This window comes from Caballeronia sp. LjRoot29, from assembly GCF_964252755.1.
GTDB lineage: Bacteria > Pseudomonadota > Gammaproteobacteria > Burkholderiales > Burkholderiaceae > Caballeronia.
In genome coordinates this window covers 38,002-61,431 of the sequence record NZ_CAXUPU020000008.1, presented here as the reverse complement: position 1 = coordinate 61,431, position 23,430 = coordinate 38,002, and the positions used below count along the sequence as shown (strand labels likewise).

26 protein-coding genes and 2 tRNA genes are annotated in these 23,430 nt (G+C 60.0%); 13 read left to right on the top strand and 15 right to left on the bottom strand.

Annotated features, from left to right (window positions below; all coding sequences use genetic code 11):
- Positions 1-75: 75 nt before the first annotated feature.
- From ACSQ83_RS11885 to ACSQ83_RS11865, 5 genes are all read right to left on the bottom strand, one after another.
- Positions 76-522 (bottom strand): copper chaperone PCu(A)C, encoded by a 447-nt coding sequence (locus ACSQ83_RS11885; RefSeq protein WP_436228255.1) that lies wholly within the window; start codon positions 520-522, stop codon positions 76-78.
- Between the two features lie 7 nt (positions 523-529).
- Complete coding sequence (gene copC, locus ACSQ83_RS11880; protein ID WP_436228254.1) at positions 530-901, bottom strand: copper homeostasis periplasmic binding protein CopC; 372 nt, start codon at positions 899-901, stop codon at positions 530-532.
- Positions 902-984: 83 nt separating this feature from the next.
- On the bottom strand, positions 985-1,323 hold the full coding sequence (locus ACSQ83_RS11875; protein ID WP_436228333.1) for a DUF2946 domain-containing protein: 339 nt from the start codon (positions 1,321-1,323) through the stop codon (positions 985-987).
- A gap of 291 nt (positions 1,324-1,614) precedes the next feature.
- Positions 1,615-1,691 (bottom strand) — tRNA-Met (locus ACSQ83_RS11870).
- A gap of 251 nt (positions 1,692-1,942) precedes the next feature.
- Entirely contained in the window at positions 1,943-5,035 is a 3,093-nt protein-coding gene (locus ACSQ83_RS11865) for an ESPR-type extended signal peptide-containing protein (RefSeq protein ID WP_436228253.1), read from the bottom strand.
- Between the two features lie 450 nt (positions 5,036-5,485).
- On the opposite strand from ACSQ83_RS11865, the gene ACSQ83_RS11860 reads away from it, so the two are divergent.
- The gene (locus tag ACSQ83_RS11860; RefSeq protein ID WP_436228252.1) at positions 5,486-5,989 is read left to right on the top strand and encodes a heme-degrading domain-containing protein; all 504 of its coding nucleotides are present in this window, start codon (positions 5,486-5,488) and stop codon (positions 5,987-5,989) included.
- Between the two features lie 3 nt (positions 5,990-5,992).
- On the top strand, positions 5,993-6,331 hold the full coding sequence (locus tag ACSQ83_RS11855; protein ID WP_436228251.1) for a DMT family transporter: 339 nt from the start codon (positions 5,993-5,995) through the stop codon (positions 6,329-6,331).
- Between the two features lie 32 nt (positions 6,332-6,363).
- Here ACSQ83_RS11855 and ACSQ83_RS11850 read toward each other — a convergent pair whose 3' ends face one another.
- The gene (locus ACSQ83_RS11850; protein WP_414948683.1) at positions 6,364-6,681 is read right to left on the bottom strand and encodes a hypothetical protein; all 318 of its coding nucleotides are present in this window, start codon (positions 6,679-6,681) and stop codon (positions 6,364-6,366) included.
- Positions 6,682-7,113: 432 nt separating this feature from the next.
- Between ACSQ83_RS11850 and ACSQ83_RS11845 the strand changes: the two genes are divergently transcribed.
- The 5 genes from ACSQ83_RS11845 (at position 7,114) to ACSQ83_RS11825 (ending at position 9,992) form a co-directional block, all read left to right on the top strand.
- A complete protein-coding gene (locus ACSQ83_RS11845; RefSeq protein WP_436228250.1) occupies positions 7,114-7,386 on the top strand; it encodes a hypothetical protein in 273 nt (90 codons plus the stop codon).
- A complete protein-coding gene (locus tag ACSQ83_RS11840) occupies positions 7,386-7,757 on the top strand; it encodes a hypothetical protein (protein WP_436228249.1) in 372 nt (123 codons plus the stop codon). The genes ACSQ83_RS11845 and ACSQ83_RS11840 overlap by 1 nt, the downstream gene beginning before the upstream one ends.
- 65 nt (positions 7,758-7,822) lie before the next feature.
- Positions 7,823-8,104: a DUF1488 domain-containing protein gene (locus ACSQ83_RS11835; protein ID WP_414948442.1), complete on the top strand. Its 282-nt coding sequence runs from the start codon at positions 7,823-7,825 to the stop codon at positions 8,102-8,104.
- Positions 8,105-8,188: 84 nt separating this feature from the next.
- A complete protein-coding gene (locus ACSQ83_RS11830; protein ID WP_436228248.1) occupies positions 8,189-8,803 on the top strand; it encodes a TetR/AcrR family transcriptional regulator in 615 nt (204 codons plus the stop codon).
- Positions 8,804-8,879: 76 nt separating this feature from the next.
- Positions 8,880-9,992, top strand: a complete 1,113-nt coding sequence (locus ACSQ83_RS11825; RefSeq protein ID WP_436228247.1) for an enoyl-CoA hydratase/isomerase family protein — start codon at positions 8,880-8,882, stop codon at positions 9,990-9,992.
- On the opposite strand, the gene ACSQ83_RS11820 is transcribed toward ACSQ83_RS11825, so the two are convergent.
- The 3 genes from ACSQ83_RS11820 to ACSQ83_RS11810 all read right to left on the bottom strand — a co-directional run bounded on the left by ACSQ83_RS11820 (position 9,989) and on the right by ACSQ83_RS11810 (position 11,299).
- Positions 9,989-10,414, bottom strand: coding sequence for a hypothetical protein (locus ACSQ83_RS11820; protein WP_414948445.1), 426 nt, complete (start codon positions 10,412-10,414; stop codon positions 9,989-9,991). The genes ACSQ83_RS11825 and ACSQ83_RS11820 overlap by 4 nt on opposite strands.
- Before the next feature lie 392 nt (positions 10,415-10,806).
- Positions 10,807-11,088: a hypothetical protein gene (locus ACSQ83_RS11815; RefSeq protein ID WP_436228246.1), complete on the bottom strand. Its 282-nt coding sequence runs from the start codon at positions 11,086-11,088 to the stop codon at positions 10,807-10,809.
- On the bottom strand, positions 11,069-11,299 hold the full coding sequence (locus ACSQ83_RS11810) for a hypothetical protein (protein WP_414948447.1): 231 nt from the start codon (positions 11,297-11,299) through the stop codon (positions 11,069-11,071). Before ACSQ83_RS11810 ends, ACSQ83_RS11815 begins: the two co-directional genes overlap by 20 nt.
- A gap of 105 nt (positions 11,300-11,404) precedes the next feature.
- Here ACSQ83_RS11810 and dusA point away from each other — a divergent pair, with 105 nt between their 5' ends.
- Both dusA and ACSQ83_RS11800 read left to right on the top strand, forming a co-directional pair.
- Positions 11,405-12,406, top strand: a complete 1,002-nt coding sequence (gene dusA, locus ACSQ83_RS11805) for a tRNA dihydrouridine(20/20a) synthase DusA (protein WP_436228245.1) — start codon at positions 11,405-11,407, stop codon at positions 12,404-12,406.
- 99 nt (positions 12,407-12,505) lie between these two features.
- Positions 12,506-12,581, top strand: a tRNA-His gene (locus ACSQ83_RS11800).
- Between the two features lie 251 nt (positions 12,582-12,832).
- On the opposite strand, the gene ACSQ83_RS11795 is transcribed toward ACSQ83_RS11800, so the two are convergent.
- The 3 genes from ACSQ83_RS11795 to ACSQ83_RS11785 all read right to left on the bottom strand — a co-directional run bounded on the left by ACSQ83_RS11795 (position 12,833) and on the right by ACSQ83_RS11785 (position 15,027).
- Complete coding sequence (locus ACSQ83_RS11795; RefSeq protein ID WP_414967037.1) at positions 12,833-13,258, bottom strand: type II toxin-antitoxin system VapC family toxin; 426 nt, start codon at positions 13,256-13,258, stop codon at positions 12,833-12,835.
- A complete protein-coding gene (locus ACSQ83_RS11790) occupies positions 13,258-13,503 on the bottom strand; it encodes an AbrB/MazE/SpoVT family DNA-binding domain-containing protein (RefSeq protein WP_436228244.1) in 246 nt (81 codons plus the stop codon). The genes ACSQ83_RS11795 and ACSQ83_RS11790 overlap by 1 nt, the downstream gene beginning before the upstream one ends.
- An 81-nt stretch (positions 13,504-13,584) precedes the next feature.
- Positions 13,585-15,027 (bottom strand): DHA2 family efflux MFS transporter permease subunit, encoded by a 1,443-nt coding sequence (locus tag ACSQ83_RS11785; RefSeq protein ID WP_436228243.1) that lies wholly within the window; start codon positions 15,025-15,027, stop codon positions 13,585-13,587.
- Between the two features lie 202 nt (positions 15,028-15,229).
- Between ACSQ83_RS11785 and ACSQ83_RS11780 the strand changes: the two genes are divergently transcribed.
- The 3 genes from ACSQ83_RS11780 to gnd all read left to right on the top strand — a co-directional run bounded on the left by ACSQ83_RS11780 (position 15,230) and on the right by gnd (position 19,706).
- Positions 15,230-16,282: an NADP(H)-dependent aldo-keto reductase gene (locus ACSQ83_RS11780; RefSeq protein WP_436228332.1), complete on the top strand. Its 1,053-nt coding sequence runs from the start codon at positions 15,230-15,232 to the stop codon at positions 16,280-16,282.
- A 334-nt stretch (positions 16,283-16,616) separates the two neighbouring features.
- Positions 16,617-18,713: a transketolase gene (gene tkt / locus ACSQ83_RS11775; RefSeq protein WP_414967040.1), complete on the top strand. Its 2,097-nt coding sequence runs from the start codon at positions 16,617-16,619 to the stop codon at positions 18,711-18,713.
- 6 nt (positions 18,714-18,719) lie between these two features.
- The gene (gene gnd, locus ACSQ83_RS11770; protein ID WP_414948452.1) at positions 18,720-19,706 is read left to right on the top strand and encodes a phosphogluconate dehydrogenase (NAD(+)-dependent, decarboxylating); all 987 of its coding nucleotides are present in this window, start codon (positions 18,720-18,722) and stop codon (positions 19,704-19,706) included.
- A 134-nt stretch (positions 19,707-19,840) separates the two neighbouring features.
- Here the strand turns inward: gnd and ACSQ83_RS11765 are convergent, their stop codons facing one another.
- Complete coding sequence (locus ACSQ83_RS11765) at positions 19,841-20,722, bottom strand: ABC transporter permease (RefSeq protein WP_436228242.1); 882 nt, start codon at positions 20,720-20,722, stop codon at positions 19,841-19,843.
- Positions 20,723-20,725: 3 nt separating this feature from the next.
- A complete protein-coding gene (gene nodI, locus ACSQ83_RS11760) occupies positions 20,726-21,703 on the bottom strand; it encodes a nodulation factor ABC transporter ATP-binding protein NodI (RefSeq protein WP_414967042.1) in 978 nt (325 codons plus the stop codon).
- 401 nt (positions 21,704-22,104) lie between these two features.
- Here nodI and ACSQ83_RS11755 point away from each other — a divergent pair, with 401 nt between their 5' ends.
- On the top strand, positions 22,105-22,611 hold the full coding sequence (locus ACSQ83_RS11755; RefSeq protein WP_414948455.1) for a universal stress protein: 507 nt from the start codon (positions 22,105-22,107) through the stop codon (positions 22,609-22,611).
- Between the two features lie 83 nt (positions 22,612-22,694).
- On the opposite strand, the gene ACSQ83_RS11750 is transcribed toward ACSQ83_RS11755, so the two are convergent.
- Positions 22,695-23,336 (bottom strand): DUF2939 domain-containing protein, encoded by a 642-nt coding sequence (locus ACSQ83_RS11750; RefSeq protein ID WP_436228241.1) that lies wholly within the window; start codon positions 23,334-23,336, stop codon positions 22,695-22,697.
- Positions 23,337-23,430 lie beyond the last annotated feature (94 nt).

Genomic DNA, 23,430 nt, shown 5'->3' with positions numbered 1-23,430 from the left:
TCAGCATAAAAAAGCGCGCTGCAATTTGATTGCAGCGCGCTTTTTTTGTCGCGGCGCGAGTGACAGGTTGCGCCGTTATTTACCCAGCGTAGACGCCGGCTTGACCACGCAGGTTGTATCGATGCTCGACTGATCCGCAAACGTCAGCTTCAACGGAACCGATGATCCGACCTTCACCGGCTTGGGCGCGTCTTCCAGCATCAGGTGATAACCGCTGGGCGCAAACGCGAGCGTGCCGTGCGCGGGCACCTCGGCGGATTCCACTATCGACATGGTTGATGTGCTGCCGTTACTCGTCGATTTATGCAGCATCGCCATGCCGTACGCAGGCGTTTCAGCGCCGGTGAGGGTCGCGGGTTTATCGCCGTTATTCGATACCACGAAGTAGCCCGACGATGGCAATTTAGCCGGCATCGAACGGATCCAGCAATCGTGGACATCGAGCGTGGCGGCTTGCGCGCCGGACGCCGCGAAGGCGCATAGAGAAAGCAAGCCGGCGTGCATCAGTGTGTTGGTTTTCATAGTCAGCTCACTTTACGTTGAACAGGTAATGGCCTTGCGTGCGATGGCCGTCGTCGGCCACGGCCGTCCATTCCACTTGATACGTGCCCGGCTTCAGATCACCGAGCGCGACGCTCATATGTTTCTTGTTTTTTGTATCGAAGGCCGATTTCGCGCTGTTGACCTGCTTGCCCGCTGTATCGACCACGGTCAGCGTGCTGAATGCCGGCTCAAGACCTTCCGTGAAATCGATGGCTACTTCATGCGGCGCTTCGACCGTCGCGTCCGGTGCAGGCGTTTGCTGCGTGGGATGCGCATGGGCAAAAGCGAGCTGTGCGGTGGCGAGAAGCAAGGCGGCCAAGCCACCCCGCTTGATCATGATTGCGAGAGACGTGTTCATGCTGATCCTGTTTGATCTCGTTCGATCCGAGCGACGCGAATGATGAGTACCGGCCATTCAGCCGGCGGCAGTGCGAGGAGGAATCAGATGAAGACCGGCGGTGCACGAGGCTGTGCTGCAAAGACCTTCGCATATGGCGGGAAGGGTTGGGCAGCGGTGTTATCGGGTAGAGATCCCGGCGTGATACGCGCTTGATAAACACTTGCGCAAGGCGCGACCCCAGGTGAATGCGCCGCGAGGTTGCAGTAGCCGCATGCTTGCCAATGACCGGCGGCCGAGTGCGGCGAACGAATGGATTTGCCAGTATTGGACAGTGGCGTCCGCGGCGTTTGGGCTCCTGCCGAGCAAAACGCACTCAGGATTGTCACGGATTGCGTGCGGGAGGCCAGCGCTTGCGATACGGCCGGAGCGAGCGCGGTCATCAGGATCGCAAGCAATCCGATGAGGCTTCCGAACTTGCGTACAAGGCGACGGCGCATGAGGCTGACGATGGCTTCCAAAAGCGGGTTTAGCCTTTGATTATGCCACGCGTGGATGCGCGAGTTTGTGCGGGGCAGGGCGACCGTTCAGCGCAGCATAGGACCATGAGCACTTGGTATTCGCGCTATGCAACCCCGTAGAGAGACCCCCAACAACTCCAATGGCCCCAGCATCCAACCAATGCCGCTGAAATGAAAAAAGCCCGGAGAACCGGGCTTTTGACTTTTAATCCTTGGTTGCGGGGATAGGATTTGAACCTATGACCTTCGGGTTATGAGCCCGACGAGCTGCCAGACTGCTCCACCCCGCGAAAAAGATTATAGGGCAACGGTGTTTGCAGTGCAACATGTTTCACTGCTTTGATAACTTGGTCTGAAACAGCAGTGGCTGATGAGGAACGTCGAGTGCTGTTCGTGCTCAAGTGCTTCAAGACGCGACCGGTTAAGCGCAAGCCACTGCTTCACATGTGAAGGCGCATATGAAAACACGGCCGCAAACCTCACTGAAGAGGTCTGCGGCCATGTGTTTGCTAACTATGCATCCAAGCGGTTGAAACGTTGCTTAGAAGCCAAACGCGAAACCTGCGCCTCCGGTGCTTTCTTCGCCGGTCGTCGAACCGCCGACCGTGATGACCATGTTGGTGCCAAAGCGCTTTTGGAAGCCGATCGCAATAGCGGCCTTGTTGCGATACACACCCGTGCCCGGTGCGAAGCGGTTGTCCTTGTCGGCCACCGCTGCCGCGCTGCCTGCCATCATCGCCATCGCGCTGCTCATTGCACCGACGCTGTTGATGTGGTTGTTGGCAAGCGACAGGCCGCTGTCCATGTCGGAGCGAAGGGCGTCGGTGTAACCCTTCGCCGACTTCACGCCCGTGTTCACCGATTGCTGCATCTGGTTCACGTTGACGGCGTCCGTACCGTCTGTGCCCGCGGCGACGTTCGTGACCTGACGCTGACCGCCGGCCGCTGTGGTTCCCACCGATACCGCGTTGGCGCGATCGGCCACCGAGCCTGCACCGAGAGCGACCGAGTTGTTTGCAGTAGCCGATGCATTCGCACCGACGGCAACCGCATTGTTCGCTGTAGCCGATGTATTCGAGCCGACCGCGATCGAATTGGTGCCGCTAGCCACTGACGTCGCGCCAGACGCTACTGAGTTCGCGCCTGATGCCATGGCATTCGCGCCCGATGCCACCGAGTGCGTGCCGCTCGACGTAGCGATTTCCGTGTCGCGATTGCCATCGGCGGTGAACAGCGGGTTGTATGCGCCATTCGCGAGGTTGGTGACCTGGCCCATCATGTCGTTCAACTGCCCCAGGTTGACCGCGTCCATGTTGCCGGTGCCTGCAGCGACGTTATGCAGCGCCGTGCCCGTGGCGTTGCCGTTGCCGAGCGTTGCATTGGCATAGTCCGGCGTGCCGTCGGCGTTGGTGTCGTACTTGATCGCGCTGGCGCCAAGTGACGTCACGCTATTCGATACAGCGTTGAGTTGCCCGACGTTGACCGCGTCGGTGGACGCCGTACCGGCCGCCACGTTGGTGACCTGGCGCTCGCTACCTGCTGCGCCGACCGACACCGTATTGTCCCGATCAGCAACGGAGTTCGACCCGAGCGCAACGGAGTTCTTACCCGACGACACAGCCGCGCCGCCGATCGCCACCGAATCCGCGCCAGTTGCCGATGAATCGGCAAGCGTGGAGTTGGAGTGGAAATACTTGATGCCGCCGCCGTTGTTGACGTTATTCGTAAAGTCCTGAAGCGCTGCCACGTTCTGATTGGTTGCATACAGTTGCGACCCGTTCACGGCGTCGGTGCTGTCATCCGTCAATTTGCCGCTGGCGACATTCGTCAGCAACGTGGGCTTCGTGGCACCCGCACCGCCCAGCGTGATCTGCCCGTAGTTCGGCGTGCCGTCCGTGTTCGTGTCGTACTTGACCGCAAGGCTGCCAAGCGTGTCGACGTTATTCGATACGGCGGTCAGCTGGCCGACATTGACCGCGTCGGTGGACGCCGTGCCTGCCTCGACGTTGGTGATCTGGCGTTCCTTGCCGGCTGCACCGACGGACACCGAGTTGACACGATCAGCAACCGAGTTCGATCCAAGCGCAACTGAGTTGTTCGCCGATGCTACCGCTGCGCCGCCGATTGCCACCGAATCCGTGCCCGTCGCCGATGAATCGGCAAGCGTTGAATTCGTGTGGAAGTACTTGATGCCGCCGCCATTGTTGATGTTGCCTTCGAACGTTTCGAGCGATCCGACGCGCTGATTGGTCGAGTACAACTGCGAGCCGTTGATGGCATCAGTACTGGTCGAGGACAGGTCGCCAATTTGCAGGTTGGAAATCGTGACAAGCTTCGACGTACCGGCGCCTCCCAGCGTGATATGCGCCTGGTCGGCGGCATCGTAGGCGACCTTGTTGCTCAGCTCGGTATCGACCTTGGTGATCGCATCGCCAACGGTGCCAAACGATGCGCCGGCAACGGTGTATGCGGGCGCCTGAATCGTGCCGTCGGCGTTGACCTTCGCTCCGCCGCCGAGCAAGGTCGTTACGTTCTGAAGCTGGGTCACGTTGACGCCGTCATAGGCTTGCGTGCCGGCAGCTACGTTCACGATCTGGCGTTTGGTCGTGGCGTTGCCGACCGAGACGGTGCCTTGGCGGTCGGCAACGGAGAGCGTACCGAGGGCAACGGTGTCCAAAGCGGATGCGGTTGCGCCCGGGCCGAGAGCAGTCGCTTTCGTGCTCGCGCGTGAGTCAGAGCCAATGGCGAGGGCTGCGTTCGAACCACCGGTGCTGTCCGCGACGGCGTTTCCACCAATCGCAATGCTGCCGATGCCGATGGCCGACGCGCCGTTGCTATTGGTGGCAGCGTCGTTTGCTGACAGGTACTTGCTGCCGGCACCCGCTGCCTCCAAGGCGTCATTGACGTTATTGAATGATTTGCCTGCGACCGTGAAGGTCGGGCCAGAGATCGAACCATCCTCGTTAAGGGCAGCACCGCCGCCAAGTGCGCTGACGAGAGGCGTGATCTGCCCCACGTTGACTGCGTCAGTCGCTTGCGTGCCGCGTGCGACTTGCACGAGCTGTCGTTGCGTCGTAGAGCTACCGATAGAAACTGTATTGGTGCGATCAGCAACGGCGCCACTACCCAATGCTACTGACGAAGCGGCCACTGCCGACGCTGATGCGCCGATCGACACAGCCTGTTGACCGTTCGACACCGCGGCATATCCGAGCGCAACTGCGTTAGTTACAGCAAGGCTGGTCGCGTCTCCAATAGCGGAGTTTTGACCGATGGCAATGCTTCCAGGACCTACCGACCGAGCGTTGTAGCCAACGGCAATGGTTCCAGAAATAACGCCGGGAGGGGGCGTACTGCCGATTACGCCGTCAGTGTAGGAGTTCATCCCGATTGCGATCGTGCCCGTGTCTTGTGATTGCGCATTAGGTCCGACCGCGACTCCTGTCGCGCTTTCCACAGTTCCGCCGTCCGTCGCTCCCGCGACGGCACTCCCTGCTGCACCAAGGGTTACGACAGATGCAACAACCGCTTTTGTTAATCGCCCGTTGCGCTTACCGCGCGCCGCAGCAGTTTCCGACACCGCGACCCATGCGCCGATGGATTCATTCCAGACTGACTTATAAACCTTGTTCATTTTGCATTCCTGCGTAGAGTTGACTCGGATCCACGACGCGAGCACGCAGCGGGACAGGTGTCATCCGCGTGTCGAGTCCGCGCCGATATCGAATCCGAAGGGACTCGTCGATGGCTGCGTGGACAAGGCTCGAACTTTACTTAGTGAGGCAAAATGCCTTAATGAGAAAGCTCCTAATTAGTCGGTCAGTGCAATATAAACAACGTATTGGCTGCCCGAATCGATTGGATTTATCGAGTGAGTTGAGTCGGAATAAGAATTGTTAGGGCGAAGGCTTATGAGTAGATCGATCGTCCCAAAAACAGGCGAGTCGCCACAGAGCACTTAAATGACGCGCGCGCGCAAACCCTGCTTCCCCGGTCATGTCACAATTTGTGCAATCGCCTTGTGTGCGGACCAATTTATGGGCGCGCCGCTTTTCACTTGTCACTCGTCAGGAAATCATCGCTTATGAACATTGCCAAAGACCTTCAGACCATCGTCCACCAGGAACAGACGCTCGTCTTTCCGCAATTTGATTCGGACCGTGCATGGCAGCTCGGCTCGCAACTGCGTGAGATGGCCGTGGCGCGCGGTGCGGCGGTCGCCATGGAAGTGCGGACTTTGGGCCAGCCGTTGTTCTTCGCCGCGCTCGATGGCACCACGCCCGACAACGTCCGCTGGGTGCAACGCAAGGCGCGAACGGTCGAGCACTTTCGTGTGAGTTCTTATGCCATCGGCCTGGGGCTGCAGCAGGCAGGCGCCACCCTTGCCGACAAATACAGTCTCCCCGCCGCCGAGTTCGCCTCGCACGGCGGCGCGTTCCCGCTGACGGTCAAGGGCGCGGGCGTGATTGGCGTGGTGACGGTGTCGGGCCTGCCGCAACGCCGGGACCACGAGTTCGTAGTCGAAGCGCTGTGCGCGGTCCTCGGCCACGACGCAAGCGCGCTTGCGTTTGCATCGGACAAGGCATAACCCATGCGCTCATCCGCTTATATGCTGCTCGCAGTCGCTATCGTTGCTGAAGTCGTGGCGACATCGGCTTTGCGGGCATCGGAAGGATTCTCGCGGCTGCTGCCGTCCGTCATTGTGGTGATCGGCTATGGCATCTCGTTCTATCTGCTCTCGCTGACGCTGAAGTCGCTGCCGGTAGGCATTGTCTATGCCGTGTGGTCCGGTGCCGGCATCGTGCTGATCACGATCGCGGCGGCATTATTATTCAAGCAGATCCCCGACCTGCCCGCCGTACTTGGGATGGGCCTGATCGTAGCGGGCGTAGTCGTGCTGAACGTGTTTTCGAAGGTCAGCCCGCATTAACACCGGCCGCGCCACGCGCAGCCGGTGGCATGTCAGTTACACCGTACGACCATCGAGCGGTTTTTAACATTCGCCGATACCACGTTCGTGATGCTGCCGCCCGACGGTCCGCCTTCCTCATTGTCCTTCGATACGATCGTGTAGCCCGTCGCGCCGCATTTATCCCCGGCCATGACATAGCAGCTCGCCCATGTCGTGCTCGCATCGGCACCGCTGCAGTTGATGGCATAACCGCTCTGGCCGTCGGGAAGATGAATCAGCGATGCATCGGTTGACGATGCACATCCGCCAAGGCTTAAGACACCCGCGACTGCCACGGTGAGACCGGCGGCTTGTAAAACCCGCGCCATGCGAAGCGGGGAGGGAAGCGGCAAGCGCTGGGCAAATTTATTCATTGTGTTCCTCGGGTGGCAGACACCGGATAACGTCGTAGAAGATCGAGCAGAGCGCACGGACCTCGCTCTCGAACCCGCCTCTCCAACCTACGTCTCCAACGTGTTTCCAAATATGTTTGTGCACGTATTTTCCCACATGCCGGTGAGCGCGCGAAAAAGTCGGCTTTTTGATCCAGATCAACCCACCGCAATAAATGCTCCGCAGCCCGGCCTCTGGCGCGCGGCTTGCACTACATTTTCAAGCGAACCGCTTTGGGACCGGCCGCGCCGCCCAAGCCCGGGAAGAAATGCAACAGGTTGCAACCGCTGAGAACTAATTGCCGGCGTTCAACCCTTACAGAGGCGTGGGCAACACACGAACACTTATAAAACATTTGAGAGGAAGACATGGCAGAACGCGTTAGCGGCCCGTATCGCGGGTATTACATCAGTGCGTCGGCGCGTCTTACCCAAGCTCCGGATCAGGCTGATGGAGCGTCGAACGCACCCATCTACGTGGGTACCGTGAGTGTTGCGGAGGGCAGTCCGGACAACGTCCGCCGCTTTGAGGCATTGGTCGATGTCGGCGCTCAACAGCGCTTTTCGACCGAGGACGACGCGCTCGTCAATGTGGAGCAGGCGGCGCGCGCCTATATCGACAGATTGTTGCAAAATAGCTGATGCGCACGCTCAACATCCGCCACCCGGCAATGCGTTGCGTAGCGGAGGCGCTGCTCGATTTGTTCCCAAGCGGCGCGGATATCAGCGAGATTGGCACGGATCTGAAACCGTGCCTGTTCGTGAGTTGGCGCACAAGCGGCATGGCGAGTCATCCGGGCAATATTGCGTGGGGCGTGCACTACCGGTTCGAGGCGGAAGCGTTGGGTCTTTTCGATGTGGTCACCGAGCCGGCGCAGCAGCAATTTTGCGAACGGGTAAGGGACATGAGCCAGCATCTGAAGTTCGATTACGCCGATCCTGACGCGGTGTCGCTGCTGATTGTCGACGTGCCAGCTTCGCTGAGTCGGCTCAGCATGGAAGAACCCGGGTAGACCGGAAAGAGGCGTCGCGAGTAGGATCGTGCGTTACCCCTATTTCCTTGCCATTCGAGGCCGCCATGAACATTCTTTTTCCCGCCGATGCGCCGGCGTATCGCGACGCGAATCTCACGGTCGTATTCGCTGCGCTGGTCGATGGCGAGCGCGTTCCGTGCGCGATCTCGGTTGAAGCCCTGGAGGATCACTTTGGCGCGCAGAGTTGCGACAGCATCGGGTGGATACGTGCATTCGATGCTGCACGCCCGAGGATTGAAGCGGTTGCGAGGGAGCATCTGCATATCAATAACGGTGAGCCCGTGCTTTTGAAGAGCGGCCATTTTCCGCCGGGAATGGCGAACTGATAGCGGGTATTTGAAGAGGCGGCTGCATTCATCGCTACTCAGTTTTACATTGACTTGGCCGGTGTCATCCGGAAAATGCGCGGGATGGCAGGCTCAAAACAACATCTTTCAAATCAGCCCTTACTGCGCATCCAAATCCTCGATGCGGCGCGCGTGATAGTCGTGCGTGACGGTTTCGACGCGTTGTCGATGCGCAAGATCGCAGGGGTCGTCGGATATTCGCCCGCTTCGCTTTACCTGCATTTCGCAAGCCGCGATGCCATCGCTCACGCGCTTTGCGCCGAGGCCCACGCGCAGTTGCTCGAGTCCCTGCACGCGCTTGATGGCGTGATCGAACCGGTGGAGCGCCTGAAGGCCATGGCGCATGCGTACGTCACGTTCGGGCTGACGCATCCTGAAGTGTATCGGCTGATTTTCATGCAGAATGCCGCTTATACCGGTGCCGCGTTTAACGATGTGACATCGGCCGGCGAAACGGTGCTTTCCCTGCTGACCGGGACGTTGGCGTTGGTTGATAAGCCTGCGGCTCGCGCCGAGACATTGTGGGCCGCGTTGCACGGTATCGTGTCGTTGAGCATGATGGCCTCGACAGTTTTCACTGTGCCGACGGATACGCTTATCGATGAAATGCTGGATGTATATTTGCCTGGCAAGAACAAGAAACCTGCTCGTCGACGGCCGTCAGCAAGTGCTGGTTGACGGGCTTTCCCGATGGGCTTTCTGGTTCCATTTTCAGCTTCATTTTCACTCACACGAATAGAAACTCGCATTGCATATGACTGAATCCATCGATGAAATTCGTATCGAACGCGTGCAGGGTATAGGCTTCATCGCGCTGAACCGTCCGAAGGCGTTGAATGCGTTGTCCACGCCCATGCTGCACGCCATTCATCGCGCGCTGAACGTCTGGCGTGACGACGCTTCGGTGCACGCGGTGGTCGTCTATAGCCCGCATCCGCGCGCGTTCTGCGCCGGCGGCGATATCCGGTTTTTATATCAATCGGCGAAGGCGGGCGAGCACGCGGTCATCGAAGAATTTTTCACCGATGAATACCGCTTGAATCACGCGATTTTCACGTATCCGAAGCCGTATATCGCATTGCTGAACGGCGTGGTGATGGGCGGTGGAATGGGGATTTCGCAGGGCGCGCGGCATACGGGCGGTGTGCGCGTGGTCACCGGTTCGACGAAGATGGCGATGCCCGAAACGCGTATCGGCTTGTTTCCGGATGTGGGCGTGAGCTGGTTCCTCGCGCGCACGCCGGGCGCGATCGGGCGTTATCTCGCGGCGACGGGCGCGACTATCGATGCCGCCGATGCACTGTACACCGGCCTCGCCGATGCTTATATGGACGACGAAGCGCTGCCGGCTCTTATCAATACGCTGAAGGAGAACCCGTTCGCGAGCGGCGCGGAGGTGGTGCGGTTTATCGAAGCGCAGGCGCGTTCCGATGCAGGGAAGCCGAGCGAGCTTGCAAAGGAGCGTGGTTTTATCGACAAGCATTTTGCGTCGGGCAACGGCGCGGCCTGTCTGAAGTCATTGGAAAGCGTGACGAGCGGGGACGTCGAGGAAAGCGATTGGGCTACGCGCACGGCGGCTGAGTTGCGTGAGCGTTCGCCGTTATCCGTCGATGTATCGCTGGAATTGATCGACCGCGCCACGACGTCGAGCATGGCCGAGACGTTGAGGCGCGACCTCGGGCTCACGCGCGCGACGTTCGATCATGGCGATGTGATGGAAGGCATCCGGGCGCGCATTGTCGATAAGGACAATCAGCCGGTGTGGAAGGTGTCGCGCATGGAAGACGTGACGCGTGATGCGGTCTTGCGGATGTACGACAGTCCGTGGTCTGAGCGCGACCATCCGCTGGCGGCGCTGACGGATTAGTCGGCGTCGTTGCCGGCCATGAAGGCGCGCATGAAGACGAGCGCGCCCCAGCCCCACATCGCATTCGATGCAAATCCCAGTGCCAGCCGCGGCAGCATGTTGCCGCTCGGCCAGATGCCGCGCAGCGGATCGACCACGAACACGCTCGCGGCGGTCAGCACGATGCCGCCGAACACCAGCGCGCCGATCCACGGCGCGGTGCGGTCGGGTGCGACGCGCAGCAGCCACGCCATCAAGATGCCGAAGAATGCGCTCCATAGCGCATTGACGATGAATTCGGGAATGCCTAGCGGCAGGAATGGAGCGGTGGAATAGCCGGCTGGATCGACCACGCCGGCCGCATGCAACATCGCGATGGTCGCTTCACGGAAAAACAGTGCGGCGAGAAAGCCCGCGACGAACGGAAGAATGACTTTTTGCATTAAAAACCACCGCTTGAGACGCGAGCCGTGGCTGCGCCTGTATTTTAAGGTGGCGTCATTATAGGGTCGGGCATGTCGCGTTTTGGTGCAATCGGACGCGGCTTTGCGGTCGATGCAACGGGTTCTGGCGAATGCGCTAATCAGGTTGCAGTTTCGCAGCGATATCGCTTTGGATCGGGTTTGCGGCAGTTGATGAGTCGCCTGAGCGGAGCCATGGCGCGCTTGGCGTGTGGATGCGAAAGTTTTTCGCTTTTGGTTGGATCGAATCAGCGGCCAGTTGCTCGATGCATTCGGGAGCCGCGGCCGAATATTGCCGGCGATGCCGCCCTGCGGCCGCTTGATTCGCTGCGGTCGTCATCGTTTTCATGCGGCAAATGCGATCCTCGGCCGTCCTATTTCGCGATTGCGTCGCTGGCCGGGTTGTTGTGCAGCATGCGATCGCTGTTGGGAGGCAGGGCGGGGCGCTTCGTCGGCATGTTGTCCGGGTTATCCGCACGCGGGCCGGCCGCGTTTGGGGCGCTGGGTGTGACCGGCGGTTTAACCATCGACGCAGTGTCGTCGGCGTTCGCGGTCTGGGCCTGCACGCTCGTTTCCATTCCGATGCCCAGCGCGGTGATCACGACGGCAAAGGCGGCGACGATACAAGAAGGCGTTTTATTCGGACGGGATTTCATGAGTTTCTCCGGATCGTCGGCGCTTTTCGAATAAATCCGGCAAAGCGCTGGCATTTGATTTTTGAGACACCGGAGCGTGCGGAAGATTCGTTTTTTCGATGACTGCGGCGCCGTGGCCGGGGAGCATACGATTTTCATGCCGACCGATCTTGGCCGCGACGCAAAAAATACCGTACAGCAATCGATTCTCCGCGCAGGCTGTTGATTTCACGGTAAATCTGATTGGTAACGTCGAGTTCGTGGCGTTTCGAGCGTTACGGTAAAATCACGGATTCAGCGCCGGAAAGGCGCCCAACGCCCACAATCAGCAGTTCCCATGTCAACAGCTTTAAAACCGAGCCCGCGCCGCGTCAGCGTTGCGCCGATGATGGACTGGACTGACCGCCATTGCCGGTCGTTTCACCGCATCCTGACGAAGCACACGTGGCTCTATACAGAGATGGTCACGACCGGCGCGCTGCTGCACGGCGACGTCGCGCGGCATCTCGCGTTCACGCCAGGCGAAGCGCCCGTTGCGCTGCAGCTCGGCGGCAGCGAGCCAGCGGATCTAGCCCGCAGTGCGAAGCTCGGCGAGCAATGGGGTTACGACGAAATCAACCTGAATTGCGGCTGCCCGTCCGAGCGCGTGCAACGCGGCGCATTCGGCGCGTGCCTGATGAACGAGCCGCAACTGGTCGCGGATTGCGTGAAAGCCATGCGCGACGTGGTGTCCATTCCGGTCACGGTCAAGCATAGGATAGGTGTGGACGCGGTTGAGGACTATGCCTACGTGCGCGACTTCGTCGGCACCGTCGCCGATGCCGGCTGTGAAGTGTTTATCGTCCACGCGCGGAATGCGATCCTGAAGGGTTTGAGCCCGAAGGAGAATCGCGAGATTCCGCCTCTGAAGTATGAATATGCGTATCAGTTGAAGCGCGATTTTCCGCATCTGGAAATATCGATCAACGGTGGCATCAAGACGCTCGATGAAGTGGAAGAGCATCTGAAGCATGTCGATGGCGTGATGCTCGGCCGCGAGGCCTATCACAACCCTTACGTGCTCGCGGGCGTCGATTCACGTTTTTACGGCGCGGATACGCCCTTGTTGTCGCGCGAGGAGGCTGAGGCGAGCTTGATCGACTATGCGCGTCAGGAAGTGGCGCGCGGGGCGTTCCTCGGCGGCATTACGCGGCATGCGCTGGGTTTGTATCGAGGCGTGGCGGGTGCGCGTGGCTGGCGTCGCGTTCTCTCGGATAGCCGCCGTCTCGCCACCGGCGATATGACTATTTTCGATGAAGCGCGCACTCATCTGCGTGAACCTGTCGAATTGATGGAATAAGGGACTAGGCAAAGCGAATCTTTGTTCGTATAATCTCGTTTCTCGATTCAGCAAGCCTGTTCTTGGCGAGCTAAAGAGGCAGCAAGAAGTGAGACAGTGGTGGCTGTAGCTCAGTTGGTAGAGTCCAGGATTGTGATTCCTGTTGTCGTGGGTTCGAGCCCCATCAGCCACCCCAAAAGATTCAAGTAAAAAGCCCGACTTTCGCGAGTTGGGCTTTTTGCTTTCTGGAATCCATGTGACTCTTGATTAAGCCGAATTGGACAAGATCAACCGATATACAAACGGCTAGATCGCAGGCTTTACTCAAAGCTGGGTGTTGAAGAGCGTGAGCAGAGCATTAATAAAGTACGGGGATCGATCACGCCAATTCACTGATAGGGTCTCCAGAACAGCGCCCACCGTGGCTCCGCCCGACACGTTAGGCCGTTAAAAATCGAGAGGCTTAATTCTCATGCGTTTGGCATTGCGGGCCAGGACGCCATCGAGCGTTGCCATGGTCTTTACTTTGGCATCCATTGCAGCAGCAAGGTGCAACGCGTCGCCAGCGCGCAGTCCGGTTGTGGCGTCCAAAGTCAGCACGGCCGCGCGGTGAAACGTAGACGGCTCGACCGGCAGCAACTGCAAATCGCTTGCGCAAAGGCGCTCGAACGCCTGCCATGCGGACGCACCTTGCTCGGCGGATATTTGCGCTGTCCGTTGCTTGATTCCGAGGGCGCTTGCAAACTCAGTGACGCACCATGCAGCGGAGGTCAATTCGTCGGTACACGCTGCATACCATCGTGCAACAACAGCGCTCATGGGTTCATTTACGCACAGCGCCACCAGCACGGACGTGTCTACATAAGTCGACATCAATAGCGCGCTCCGCGCCGTAGCTCGTCTATGACGGGCTCAGATATTGGCATCGTCTCACGGGTTGTTTCAAGCTCCCGGGCGAACGCGCTGCGGTCCCATTTAGAGGCGCGAATACTAAGACCGCCGTCGATGGTCAAGTCAACCTGCACGTGGTCGCCTTCCTTCACGCCAATGCGGCGCACGTACTCGGCGGGAATTCGAAGCGCGAGGCTATTGCCCCATTTTGCAATTTGCAGATTCATCTTATACGGTTCCAATTGATATACGAATACGTATATACATCATAGCACCGTCTTGACTGCACGCAAACGGCTCGACCTGCCTCACCCCTTCCTCCCGTGCCCGCTAACCTGCGCGCCCGCATCGCGATGCAAGCTAAACAGGTCCGCTACTCCCAGCAATCCCACCGCCCCCACGATCAAGAACGCGATGCTGAAATCGGCTGGCACGACGGTCTGCGCATCGTGACCATGCAGCCATTCGGCCAGCCTCAAAGCGATCGCCCCGAGCGCGACGCCAATCCCCATCGTCAACTGGAACAGCGTGCTCGACAAAGCCGACGCGCCGCTCATCTGCGCCTTCGGGACATCGGCGAAACTGAGTGTGTTCAGCGCCGTGAACTGCAGCGAGCGCGACAGTCCGCTCGCAAACAACACCGCGACGATGATCCAGGTCGGTGTAGCAGGCGATATCAAGCTCATCAACGCCAGCGACGCAGCCGCCACGATCCCGTTCACGATCAGCACCGGACGGAAGCCGAAGCGCCGCATGACCGGCGTGGTGACGAGTTTCATCGATAAATTGCCGGCGAAGACCGACAACGTCAGCAACCCGGATGCAAACGCGTTCAGCCCGAAGCCGACCTGAAACATCAGCGGCAGCAGGAACGGCGCCGCGCTGATGGCAACGCGAAACAACGAGCCGCCGCCCATCGCCACCCTGAAAGTCTTGATCTGCAGCGCGTTGAGATCCAGCACCGGTTCGCTCGCGCGCCGCACATGCCACCACGCGAGCACCCCCGCGAGTACGCCGACGGCGGTCAGCGCGCTGGCGAATGCCCAGGGCGTGTCGTTGCGGCCGATGAGTTCCATCGCGTAGAGCAGGGTCGTGCAGGCAAGGCCGCACAGCACGAAACCCAGGAAATCAAAGCGGCGGCTGGCGTGCTCGCGGGTGTTATCGAGGTAACGAAGCGCCACGGCCAGGCCAATCAAACCGAGCGGCAGGTTCAAATAAAAGATCCAGCGCCACGACGAATACGTGGTGATGAACCCGCCCAGCGGCGGCCCGATCACGGGCGCGACAAGGCCGGGCCAGGTGATGATCGAGATAGCGCGCATCAAGCCTTCCTTGGGCGTCGCGCGCAATACCGCGAGCCGCCCGACCGGCACCATCATCGCACCGCCGATACCCTGCAGCACCCGTGCTGCCGTGAACGTGGGCAGCGTCGACGTCATGCCGCACAGCACGGACGCCACCGTGAACAACGCGATCGCGCTGCCGAACACGGTGCGCAGGCCGAAGCGGTCCGCCGCCCAGCCGCTGATAGGGATGAAGACGGCGAGCGTCAACAGATACGACGTAATGCCGAGGCTCAGGTCGACGGGGTGAAGACCAAACGAGCGCGCCATTTGCGGCAATGCCGTGGCGATGATCGTGCCGTCGAGGTTCTCCATGAAGAAGGTCGCCGCGACCAGCATCACGATGACGGATGAACCGCGTGGGTTCGCCGCGCCGGACGTGGTGCGGGTGAGGTCGGGGGCCTGCATCGAAGAGTCTCTCTTGTTCTGATCCGAATGAACGCAGCACGATTGAAAAGCTAATGAAAGCCAATCACGCCGCATGCCGTTAGCTTACCGGGCGGGAGCGCGCCGTGGCGATGGGCACCCCTGCAGCAAGGCCCGCGCTATGGTAGCGTCGACACTCGGCTAGCGCCTTTGAAACCTGAAAACGAACATGGGGAAGCACGCGATGGAGTACCGGAAACTCGGTGGAACGGATGTCAATGTCAGCCTGATCGGACTGGGCACCATGACCTGGGGCGAGCAGAACACGGAAGCCGACGCGCACGCGCAACTCAATGCCGCGCTCGATGCCGGCATCAACCTGATCGACGCCGCCGAGATGTATCCGGTGCCCCCGCGTCCCGAGACGCAAGGGCGCACGGAGGCATATATCGGCACGTGGCTGGCAGCGAACCCGGGTGCACGCAAGAAAATCGTGCTCGCGACCAAGATCGCGGGGCCGGCGCGCCAGCCGCACAATCCGCGGCATATTCGCGGCGAGGCGAATCAATTCGACCGCAAGAACCTGACCGAAGCCGTCAATACCAGCCTCGCACGGCTGCAGACGGATTACATCGATTTGTACCAATTGCACTGGCCCGACCGCAGCACGATGACCTTCGGCCGCGCGAATTATCCGTGGATCAAGGACGAATACACGGTGCCTATCGAAGAGACGCTGACGGTGCTCGGCGATCTCGTGAAGGCAGGGAAGATCCGTTACGTCGGGGTATCGAATGAGACGCCCTGGGGTGTCGCCCAATTCCTCCAGGCCGCCGACAAACTCGGCTTGCCGCGAATCGTAAGCATCCAGAATCCGTACAGCCTGGTGAATCGGACATTCGAAGCCGGCCTCTCCGAGTTCACGCACAAAGAAGATGTCGGCCTGCTGGCGTATTCGCCGCTTGCATTCGGCTGGTTGTCCGGCAAGTACGAGGGCGGTGCGCGTCCCGCGGGTGCCCGCATTACGCTGTTCGAGCGGTTTGCACGCTACAGCAAGCCGCATACGATCAAGGCTATCAGCGGCTACGTGGAACTCGCACGGCGTCACGGCCTGAGCCCGGCGCAACTCGCGCTCGCGTTCGTGAACAGCCGGCCGTTCACGACCAGCACGCTCATCGGCGCGACGTCGCTCGAGCAATTGCACGAGGACATCGGCAGCGTGGACGTTAAATTGTCCGACGAGATCCTCGCTGAAATCGATGCGCTTCACGAAGCGCAGCCGAATCCGGCGCCGTGAGCTGGCGCAATGAGTTGGCTCCGTGAGTTGACTCCATGAGCCGACTCGCTGATCGTTTGCTGAAAATGTCACGCGCCAACGTTACGATGATCAAAAACGACGACGATTTTTTACCCATTACGTTCGTTTTTTGCATTGTTTCAAGCGTAAAGTTGTTGTCTCGTTGATGTCGTAATCGTCTGTCATAAGCCGCGCCAAGCCTTTGGTGGCGCGCGCTTCGTTGTTCTTTGGTGACGCGCCAGTTGTCATGGCACTACACTTGCTCGAAGGTCCCGGTTGCCCGCTGTGGCGCCTCTCGTGCCTCAGCGCGCCCTACGCAAAGGAGTCGTCGCTCATGCCGCAAACCCCCTCGAAGTCCTCTTCCGATCTCGACACCCTCGCCATCAACACCATCCGCACGCTGTCCATGGACGCCGTGCAAAAAGCCAATTCCGGCCACCCGGGTACGCCGATGGCGCTCGCGCCCGTCGGTTTTCATCTGTGGCAGAACCACTTGCGCTACGATCCAGCCGAGCCGCTGTGGCCAAATCGCGACCGCTTCGTGCTGTCGGTCGGTCACGCGTCCATGCTGCTGTATTCGTTGCTGCACCTGACCGGCGTGAAAGCCGTCGATCACGCCGGCAAGCCAACGGATGGTCCGGCCGTGTCGCTGGATGACATCAAGCATTTTCGGCAGCTGGATAGCAAGACGCCGGGCCATCCCGAATACCGCATGACAACGGGCGTTGAAACCACCACCGGTCCGCTCGGGCAAGGGCTAGGCAACAGCGTCGGCATGGCCATGGCCGGGCGCTGGTACGAGTCGCATTTCAACAAGCCGGATGCGAAGATTTTCGACTATCACGTGTACGCGTTGTGCGGTGACGGCGACATGATGGAAGGCATCTCGCACGAAGCCGCTTCCATGGCGGGTCACCTGAAGTTGTCGAATCTGACCTGGATCTACGACAGCAACCGCGTGACCATTGAAGGCCACACGGATCTCGCGTATAGCGACGACGTGGAAACGCGTTTCAAGGGCTATCACTGGAACACCATCCACGTTGACGACGCCAACGACGCCGGCGCGCTCGAAGCCGCGCTGAACCAGGCGAAGGCCAACACGGACGGACCTACGCTGATCGTGGTGAAGAGCATTATCGGCTGGGGTGCGCCGCATAAGCAGGACACTTCCGCCGCGCACGGCGAGCCGCTGGGCGTGGACGAAATCAAGCTCGCGAAGAAGTTTTACGGCTGGCCGGAAGATTCGAGTTTCCTCGTGCCGGACGGCGTGTATGAGCACTTCAACGAGGGCATCGGTGCGCGCGGCAAGGCGGCGCGCGTTGCGTGGCAAAAGAGTTTCGATGACTACGCGAAGAAGTATCCGGACTTGGCGAAAGAGTTTGCGCAGATCGAAGCGCACGAGTTGCCGGCAGGCTGGGACGCGGACATTCCTACGTTCGATGCCGATCCGAAGGGCATGGCGTCGCGGGAATCGTCGGGCAAGGTGTTGAACGCTATTGCCAAGCGTTTCCCGTGGATGATCGGCGGTTCGGCGGATTTGTCGCCATCGACGAAAACCGATATGAAGTTTGAAGGCGCGGGCAGTTTCGAGTTCGATAACTACGCGGGCCGCAACCTGCACTTCGGTATTCGCGAGCACGTGATGGGCGCAATTTGCAACGGGCTCGCGCTGTCGAACCTGCGGCCCTACGGTTCCACGTTCCTGATTTTCAGCGACTACATGAAGCCGCCCATCCGGCTTTCGGCCATCATGGAGGTGCCGGTCATCTACGTGTTCACGCACGATTCCATCGGCGTGGGCGAAGACGGTCCGACGCACCAGCCGATCGAACAACTGGCGTCGTTGCGCGGTGTGCCGGGGCTCAGTACGTATCGTCCGGGCGATGCAAACGAGGTGTCCGAATCGTGGCGCGCCGCGCTTGCTGAGCCGCAACGTCCGGCGTGCATCGTGGTGTCGCGCCAGCCGATGCCGACTTTCGACCGGTCGAAATATGCATCGGCGAAGGGCGTCCACAAGGGCGCGTATGTTCTCGCCGACGCTGAAGACGGCAAGAAGCCGGAAGTCATCCTGATGGCGACAGGTACCGAAGTATCGGTCTGCGTCGATACGTATGAAAAGCTCAAGAGTGAAGGCATCGCGGCGCGGGTCGTGTCCATGCCGTCATGGGATCTCTTCGAGCGCCAGGACAATGCCTACAAGGATTCCGTGATTCCGCCGGACGTCGACGCGCGTGTTTGCGTTGAGCAGGCGGGCACGCTCGGCTGGGATCGCTATGTCGGCCGCCTCGGTTCGCAGATCGTGATGCATACATTCGGGGCATCGGCTCCGCTTTCCGACCTGAAGAAGAAATTCGGCTTCACGCCGGAACACGTCTACGACGAAGCCAAAAAGCAGATCGAACGCGTCAAAACCAGCCATAAGGAGTAAGCCATCATGCAGATTGGTATCGTAGGATTAGGGCGTATGGGCGCGAACATCGCACGCCGGTTGATGCGCGGCGAGCAGACATGCGTGGTGTACGACCATGCGCCCGAAGCGACGCAGGCAGTCGTAGCCGACGGCGCGACCGGCGCGAGCGACCTGGGCGATCTCGTGAAGAAGCTTGCCGCGCCGCGCTCGGTCTGGCTGATGTTGCCGGCGGGCAAGATCACTGAAGACACGCTGAACGATCTCTACGAGATCCTGGAAGCGGGCGACACGGTTATCGATGGCGGCAACAGCTTTTACAAGGACGACATCACCCACGCGGCGAAGCTGAAGGAGAAAGGCATAAATTTCGTCGATGTCGGTACGTCGGGCGGCGTGTGGGGACTGGAGCGCGGCTATTGCATGATGATCGGCGGCGACAAGGACGTCGTGCAGCGGCACGATCCGATTCTGTCGGTACTTGCCCCCGGACGCGGCGATATTCCCGCCACGCCGAATCGCGAGGGTCGCGATGCGCGCGTCGAAAATGGCTATATGCACGTGGGGCCGGTCGGAGCGGGTCACTTCGTGAAGATGGTGCATAACGGGATCGAGTACGGGTTGATGCAGGCGTACGCGGAAGGGTTCGACATCCTCAAGCACAAGTCATCGACGGAGTTGCCCGAGGCGCAGCGCTACGATCTGGATATAGCAGACGTTGCTGAGGTATGGCGCCGGGGCAGCGTGGTGTCGTCGTGGCTGCTCGACCTGACCGCGGGTGCGTTGGCCGGCAACAGTACGCTGGATAAATACTCCGCCGAAGTGGCCGATAGCGGCGAAGGGCGCTGGACGATTGAGGCGGCGCTCGAAGAGGCGGTGCCGGCGCAGGTGTTATCGGCTGCGCTGTATGCGCGGTTCCGGTCGCGCGAGGATAATTCGTTCGCCGACCGGATGTTGTCAGCAATGCGCTTCGGGTTTGGCGGGCACAAGGAGTTCAGCCCGGGATTGAAGTAAGTTGAGTTTTCTGCTGAGTTGTCTGCAGCGGCAAGCGGATAGAAGCATGTAAAAATCCCGTTTCAACTTACGTTGGAACGGGATTTTTCTTATTTGAAGTAGCTAAGCGCGGTTCGTGATTTCAATCGATTCGTTCAACGCATCATCCGTCTACGAAACAGCACCGCGCAGATAAAAAACGGCACGATGGCGTATGCCGCGAGCACAGCCAGATGCAGCACGACGTGCTCTGCCGGCCGGTCGAGCATCGCGGGACGAATCAGTGCGACCGCGTGCGACAACGGCAGCAACAGTGAGACGTTTTGCGCGACCGCCGGCAATTGCGCAAGTGGGAAAAACACGCCGGAGAGCAGCAACATGGGCGTGAGCGCGAGTGTCTGGTAGAACATGAAGAAGTCGTAGCTCGGCGCCACGGCGGTCACGATCATCGCCGTGCTGGAGAATGCCAAACCAGTCAGCACGATCACGGGCAACGCATACAGCATGGTCGGGAAACTTGCATAGCCGAGCACACCGGCCACCAGCATGATCGCAACGCCGGACAGCACCGATTTACTTGCTGCCCACACAATTTCGGCGAGCACGATGTCGCCCAGCGTGAGCGGCGTATGCATGATTGCTTCCCACGTTCGCTGCACATGCATGCGTGAGAAGCCGGAGTACATGGCCTCGAAACTCGCCGACATCATCACGCTCGACGCCACCGTACCCGCCGCGAGAAACGCGATGTACGAGACGCCGTCCACATGGCCGACCATCAGGCCGAGTCCGAGACCCAGGCCGAACAGATAGATCATCGGGTCGGCGAGGTTGCCGAACATCGACGCGATCGCCAGTTTTTTCCAGACGAGATAATTTCGCCGCCAGACCGACATCCAGTTCGATGCGTTCGCAGGCATTGCGCTCAGGAACGGCTCACGATGAGGCTTGCGTTGCGACGTCCCGGCCGCGCGGGGGGCGCGCGCAGTGGGAGACGCAGTGGATTCGGCAGTGTTCACATTCGGTTCGCTCGACATCGATCAGTCCACCATCTCGCGCCCGGTCAGGCGCAAAAACACATCTTCAAGATTCGCCGGCCGGTGTAGATAACGCACGCCAGGCCGTCCTTTGACGCGTTGATGCACGGGCGCGGGGTCATCGACATAACAAAACAGCGTTTCACCGCTGATCTCCATGCGGCTGACGAACGGCAGGAGTTCGTCGCGAAGCGCTTGCGGATCGGGACCGTATATCTCGATCACATCGCAGCCTATAACCCGCTGGATCAGATCATCGGGTTTGCCTTCGGCCACTTTGCGGCCTTCCTCGATCACGCACAGCCGGTCGCAAAGCCGTTCGGCTTCCTCCATGAAATGCGTGGTGAGAAGGATCGTCTTGCCGCGTGCGAGCAGCGAGCGCAGCCGCTCCCAGATCAGATGCCGCGCTTGGGGATCGAGTCCAGTGGTGGGTTCGTCCATGATCAGCACGTCGGGATCGTTGACCAGTGCGCGCGCCAGCGTCAGCCGCCGCTTCATTCCGCCCGATAACTCGCCGACCCGCGCGTTCGCCTTGCTTTCCAGCCGAGCAAATTCGAGCAGCGAAGGCACCACGGCTTCAATTTCGTTGCCACTCATGCCGAAATAGCGGCCGAACACGAGCAGGTTTTCGCGAACGGTGAAGTCCGGATCGAGGTTATCGAATTGCGGCACGACGCCCACACGGCGACGGGCGTAACGAGCACGCGAGGGGATGGGTTCATCGACTAGATGGATCGTGCCCGCATCCGGCGCGGTCAGGCCGAGCAGCATCTTGAGCGTGGTCGTCTTGCCCGCGCCGTTAGGACCCAGCAGGCCGAAACACTCGCCAGGCTGGACGTGAAAAGACAGGCCATTGACGACGGTCTTGTCACCGTAATGCTTTTCGACGTCGACAAACTCGATCGCCGGGCCGGCCGGCTTTGCCGGCGGCCGGGTGGTGTCGCTGGGAAAGTCTTTAGGAAACACTGCTGCATCTGACATGCGCAAACTCAGGTGTTGGGTCTGATTTAGGTCCGAAGACAAGCTAACTAGTTTAATCGATTGCACCAACGAGGCGCGTCCCGCTGTCTGACCTGCACAGCAAGGGCGCACGGAGGTTGTTTTTCGGCTGCAGAGCCCTTTCGCGACGCTCCAATTAATTGCCGGGAAGCCCACCCAGCAAGGGATTCGCGGACCTGGCACGCTGTCCGCTTGGCGTTTCGCGGACGACTGGACCGCATTAGCGTTTTCCATCGTTGCCACCGTTTCAACGACGCACCATGATGAAGGCAACGCGGCCCGGGCTTTTGTCGCCCGCCCGGTCCACGGGGCAGAACTTGCAACACTTGACGACCGTCTTTTCGATGCCCTTTGCTGCCCTCGTTGCAGCGCGGAGAACCACCATGGCGAGCTACCGAAAAATCCTGCTGTGTTACGACGGCTCCCGCGAAGGGCGTAAGGCGTTACGTGACGGCGCGAATCTGGCGCTCGACCTGAAAGCCGAAACGCACGTGCTTGCCGTTGTCGACATGCGTTCCAGCATCGCCCAAAGCGCCGGCCTTCTCACCGATATGGCGTGCGGCCGTTTTGAGGACGCCGCCCGGGACATCCTGCGCGAAGGCGTGGAATGGCTGACCGAGCGGGGCGTGCCGGCGCAGGGCCACTTTGCGTTTGGGCATCCTATCGATGAAATTGCCGGGCTCGCTCAGAGCTTGCAGGTGGATTTGGTCGTGGTGGGGCATCGGTGCCGCACGGGCCTTGCGCGCTGGTGGATGGGCTCGGGCAACACGCCGCTGATGGATCGGGTGTCTTGCAGCATTTTAGTGGCGGTGTCGCCGACGGGTACATCCGCCGAACAGGAGGACGCTGCGCACGCGGCGAAGCCCGTGAAGGCCGAGGTGAGTGCCTGATAAGTAGATGGCTAAGCGGGTCCCGCTGGCCGCTCGCAGCAACCGGATAGCGTTCGGTTGCTGCGGTGAACCTGCTGGCTCGCCTAACTGTCGTTCAGTTCCACGGCGACCAGTTTCCAAGAGAACAACCCGTATCGCCGAAGAATGGCTGAATAGCGTGCTTCGCCGGTGCCATGCTGGTAATTCACCGCGAAAGTATTAAAACTTCGATACCCCGCCGTGGTTTGAGGCGGCGGTTTCGGTGCGGATGGCGCAGCGGCGGCAGGCGCCGGTTGAGCGGGCGCGAGCGGCGGCGCTTGCGCGGCTTCCGGAGACGCAACCACAGCGCCATTGGCCTCCGCCGGAACCGGCGGTTTCTCGCCAGGATCACCTCTTGGCGGTATGCCATTGAGAATAGCCGCCACGCCGTCGGGCGTTGCATACGAATCGACCAGCGGGCCGACTAGCGCCGCGCCAATCATGGCGCCGATTATCGCTAACGGATTGCCGCTTTTCTGTATATCGATTCTTCGGGTCAGCAACTGCCCGACCTGGTCCTTCAGGCTTTCACGTAGCAACGGAAAGTCGACGTACTGATTCACGGTCTGAGCGTCACGGGCGTCGGCGGCACGTTTTAGCCGATCGAGGGCAATATAGGGCGACGCATAAATCACACCGAGAACCGCCACAACAATAACAGCCAACAACGCAATAACAACGGACTTGCTGGTACGGGACAAAGGCATACGCGTGGGGACCTTTTGGCTGATGAGGTAGACGCGGCTCGAAATGCAAGAGTTGTGGCCAAACGAAAGGCCTAACGAGAGACCTTGGACGACT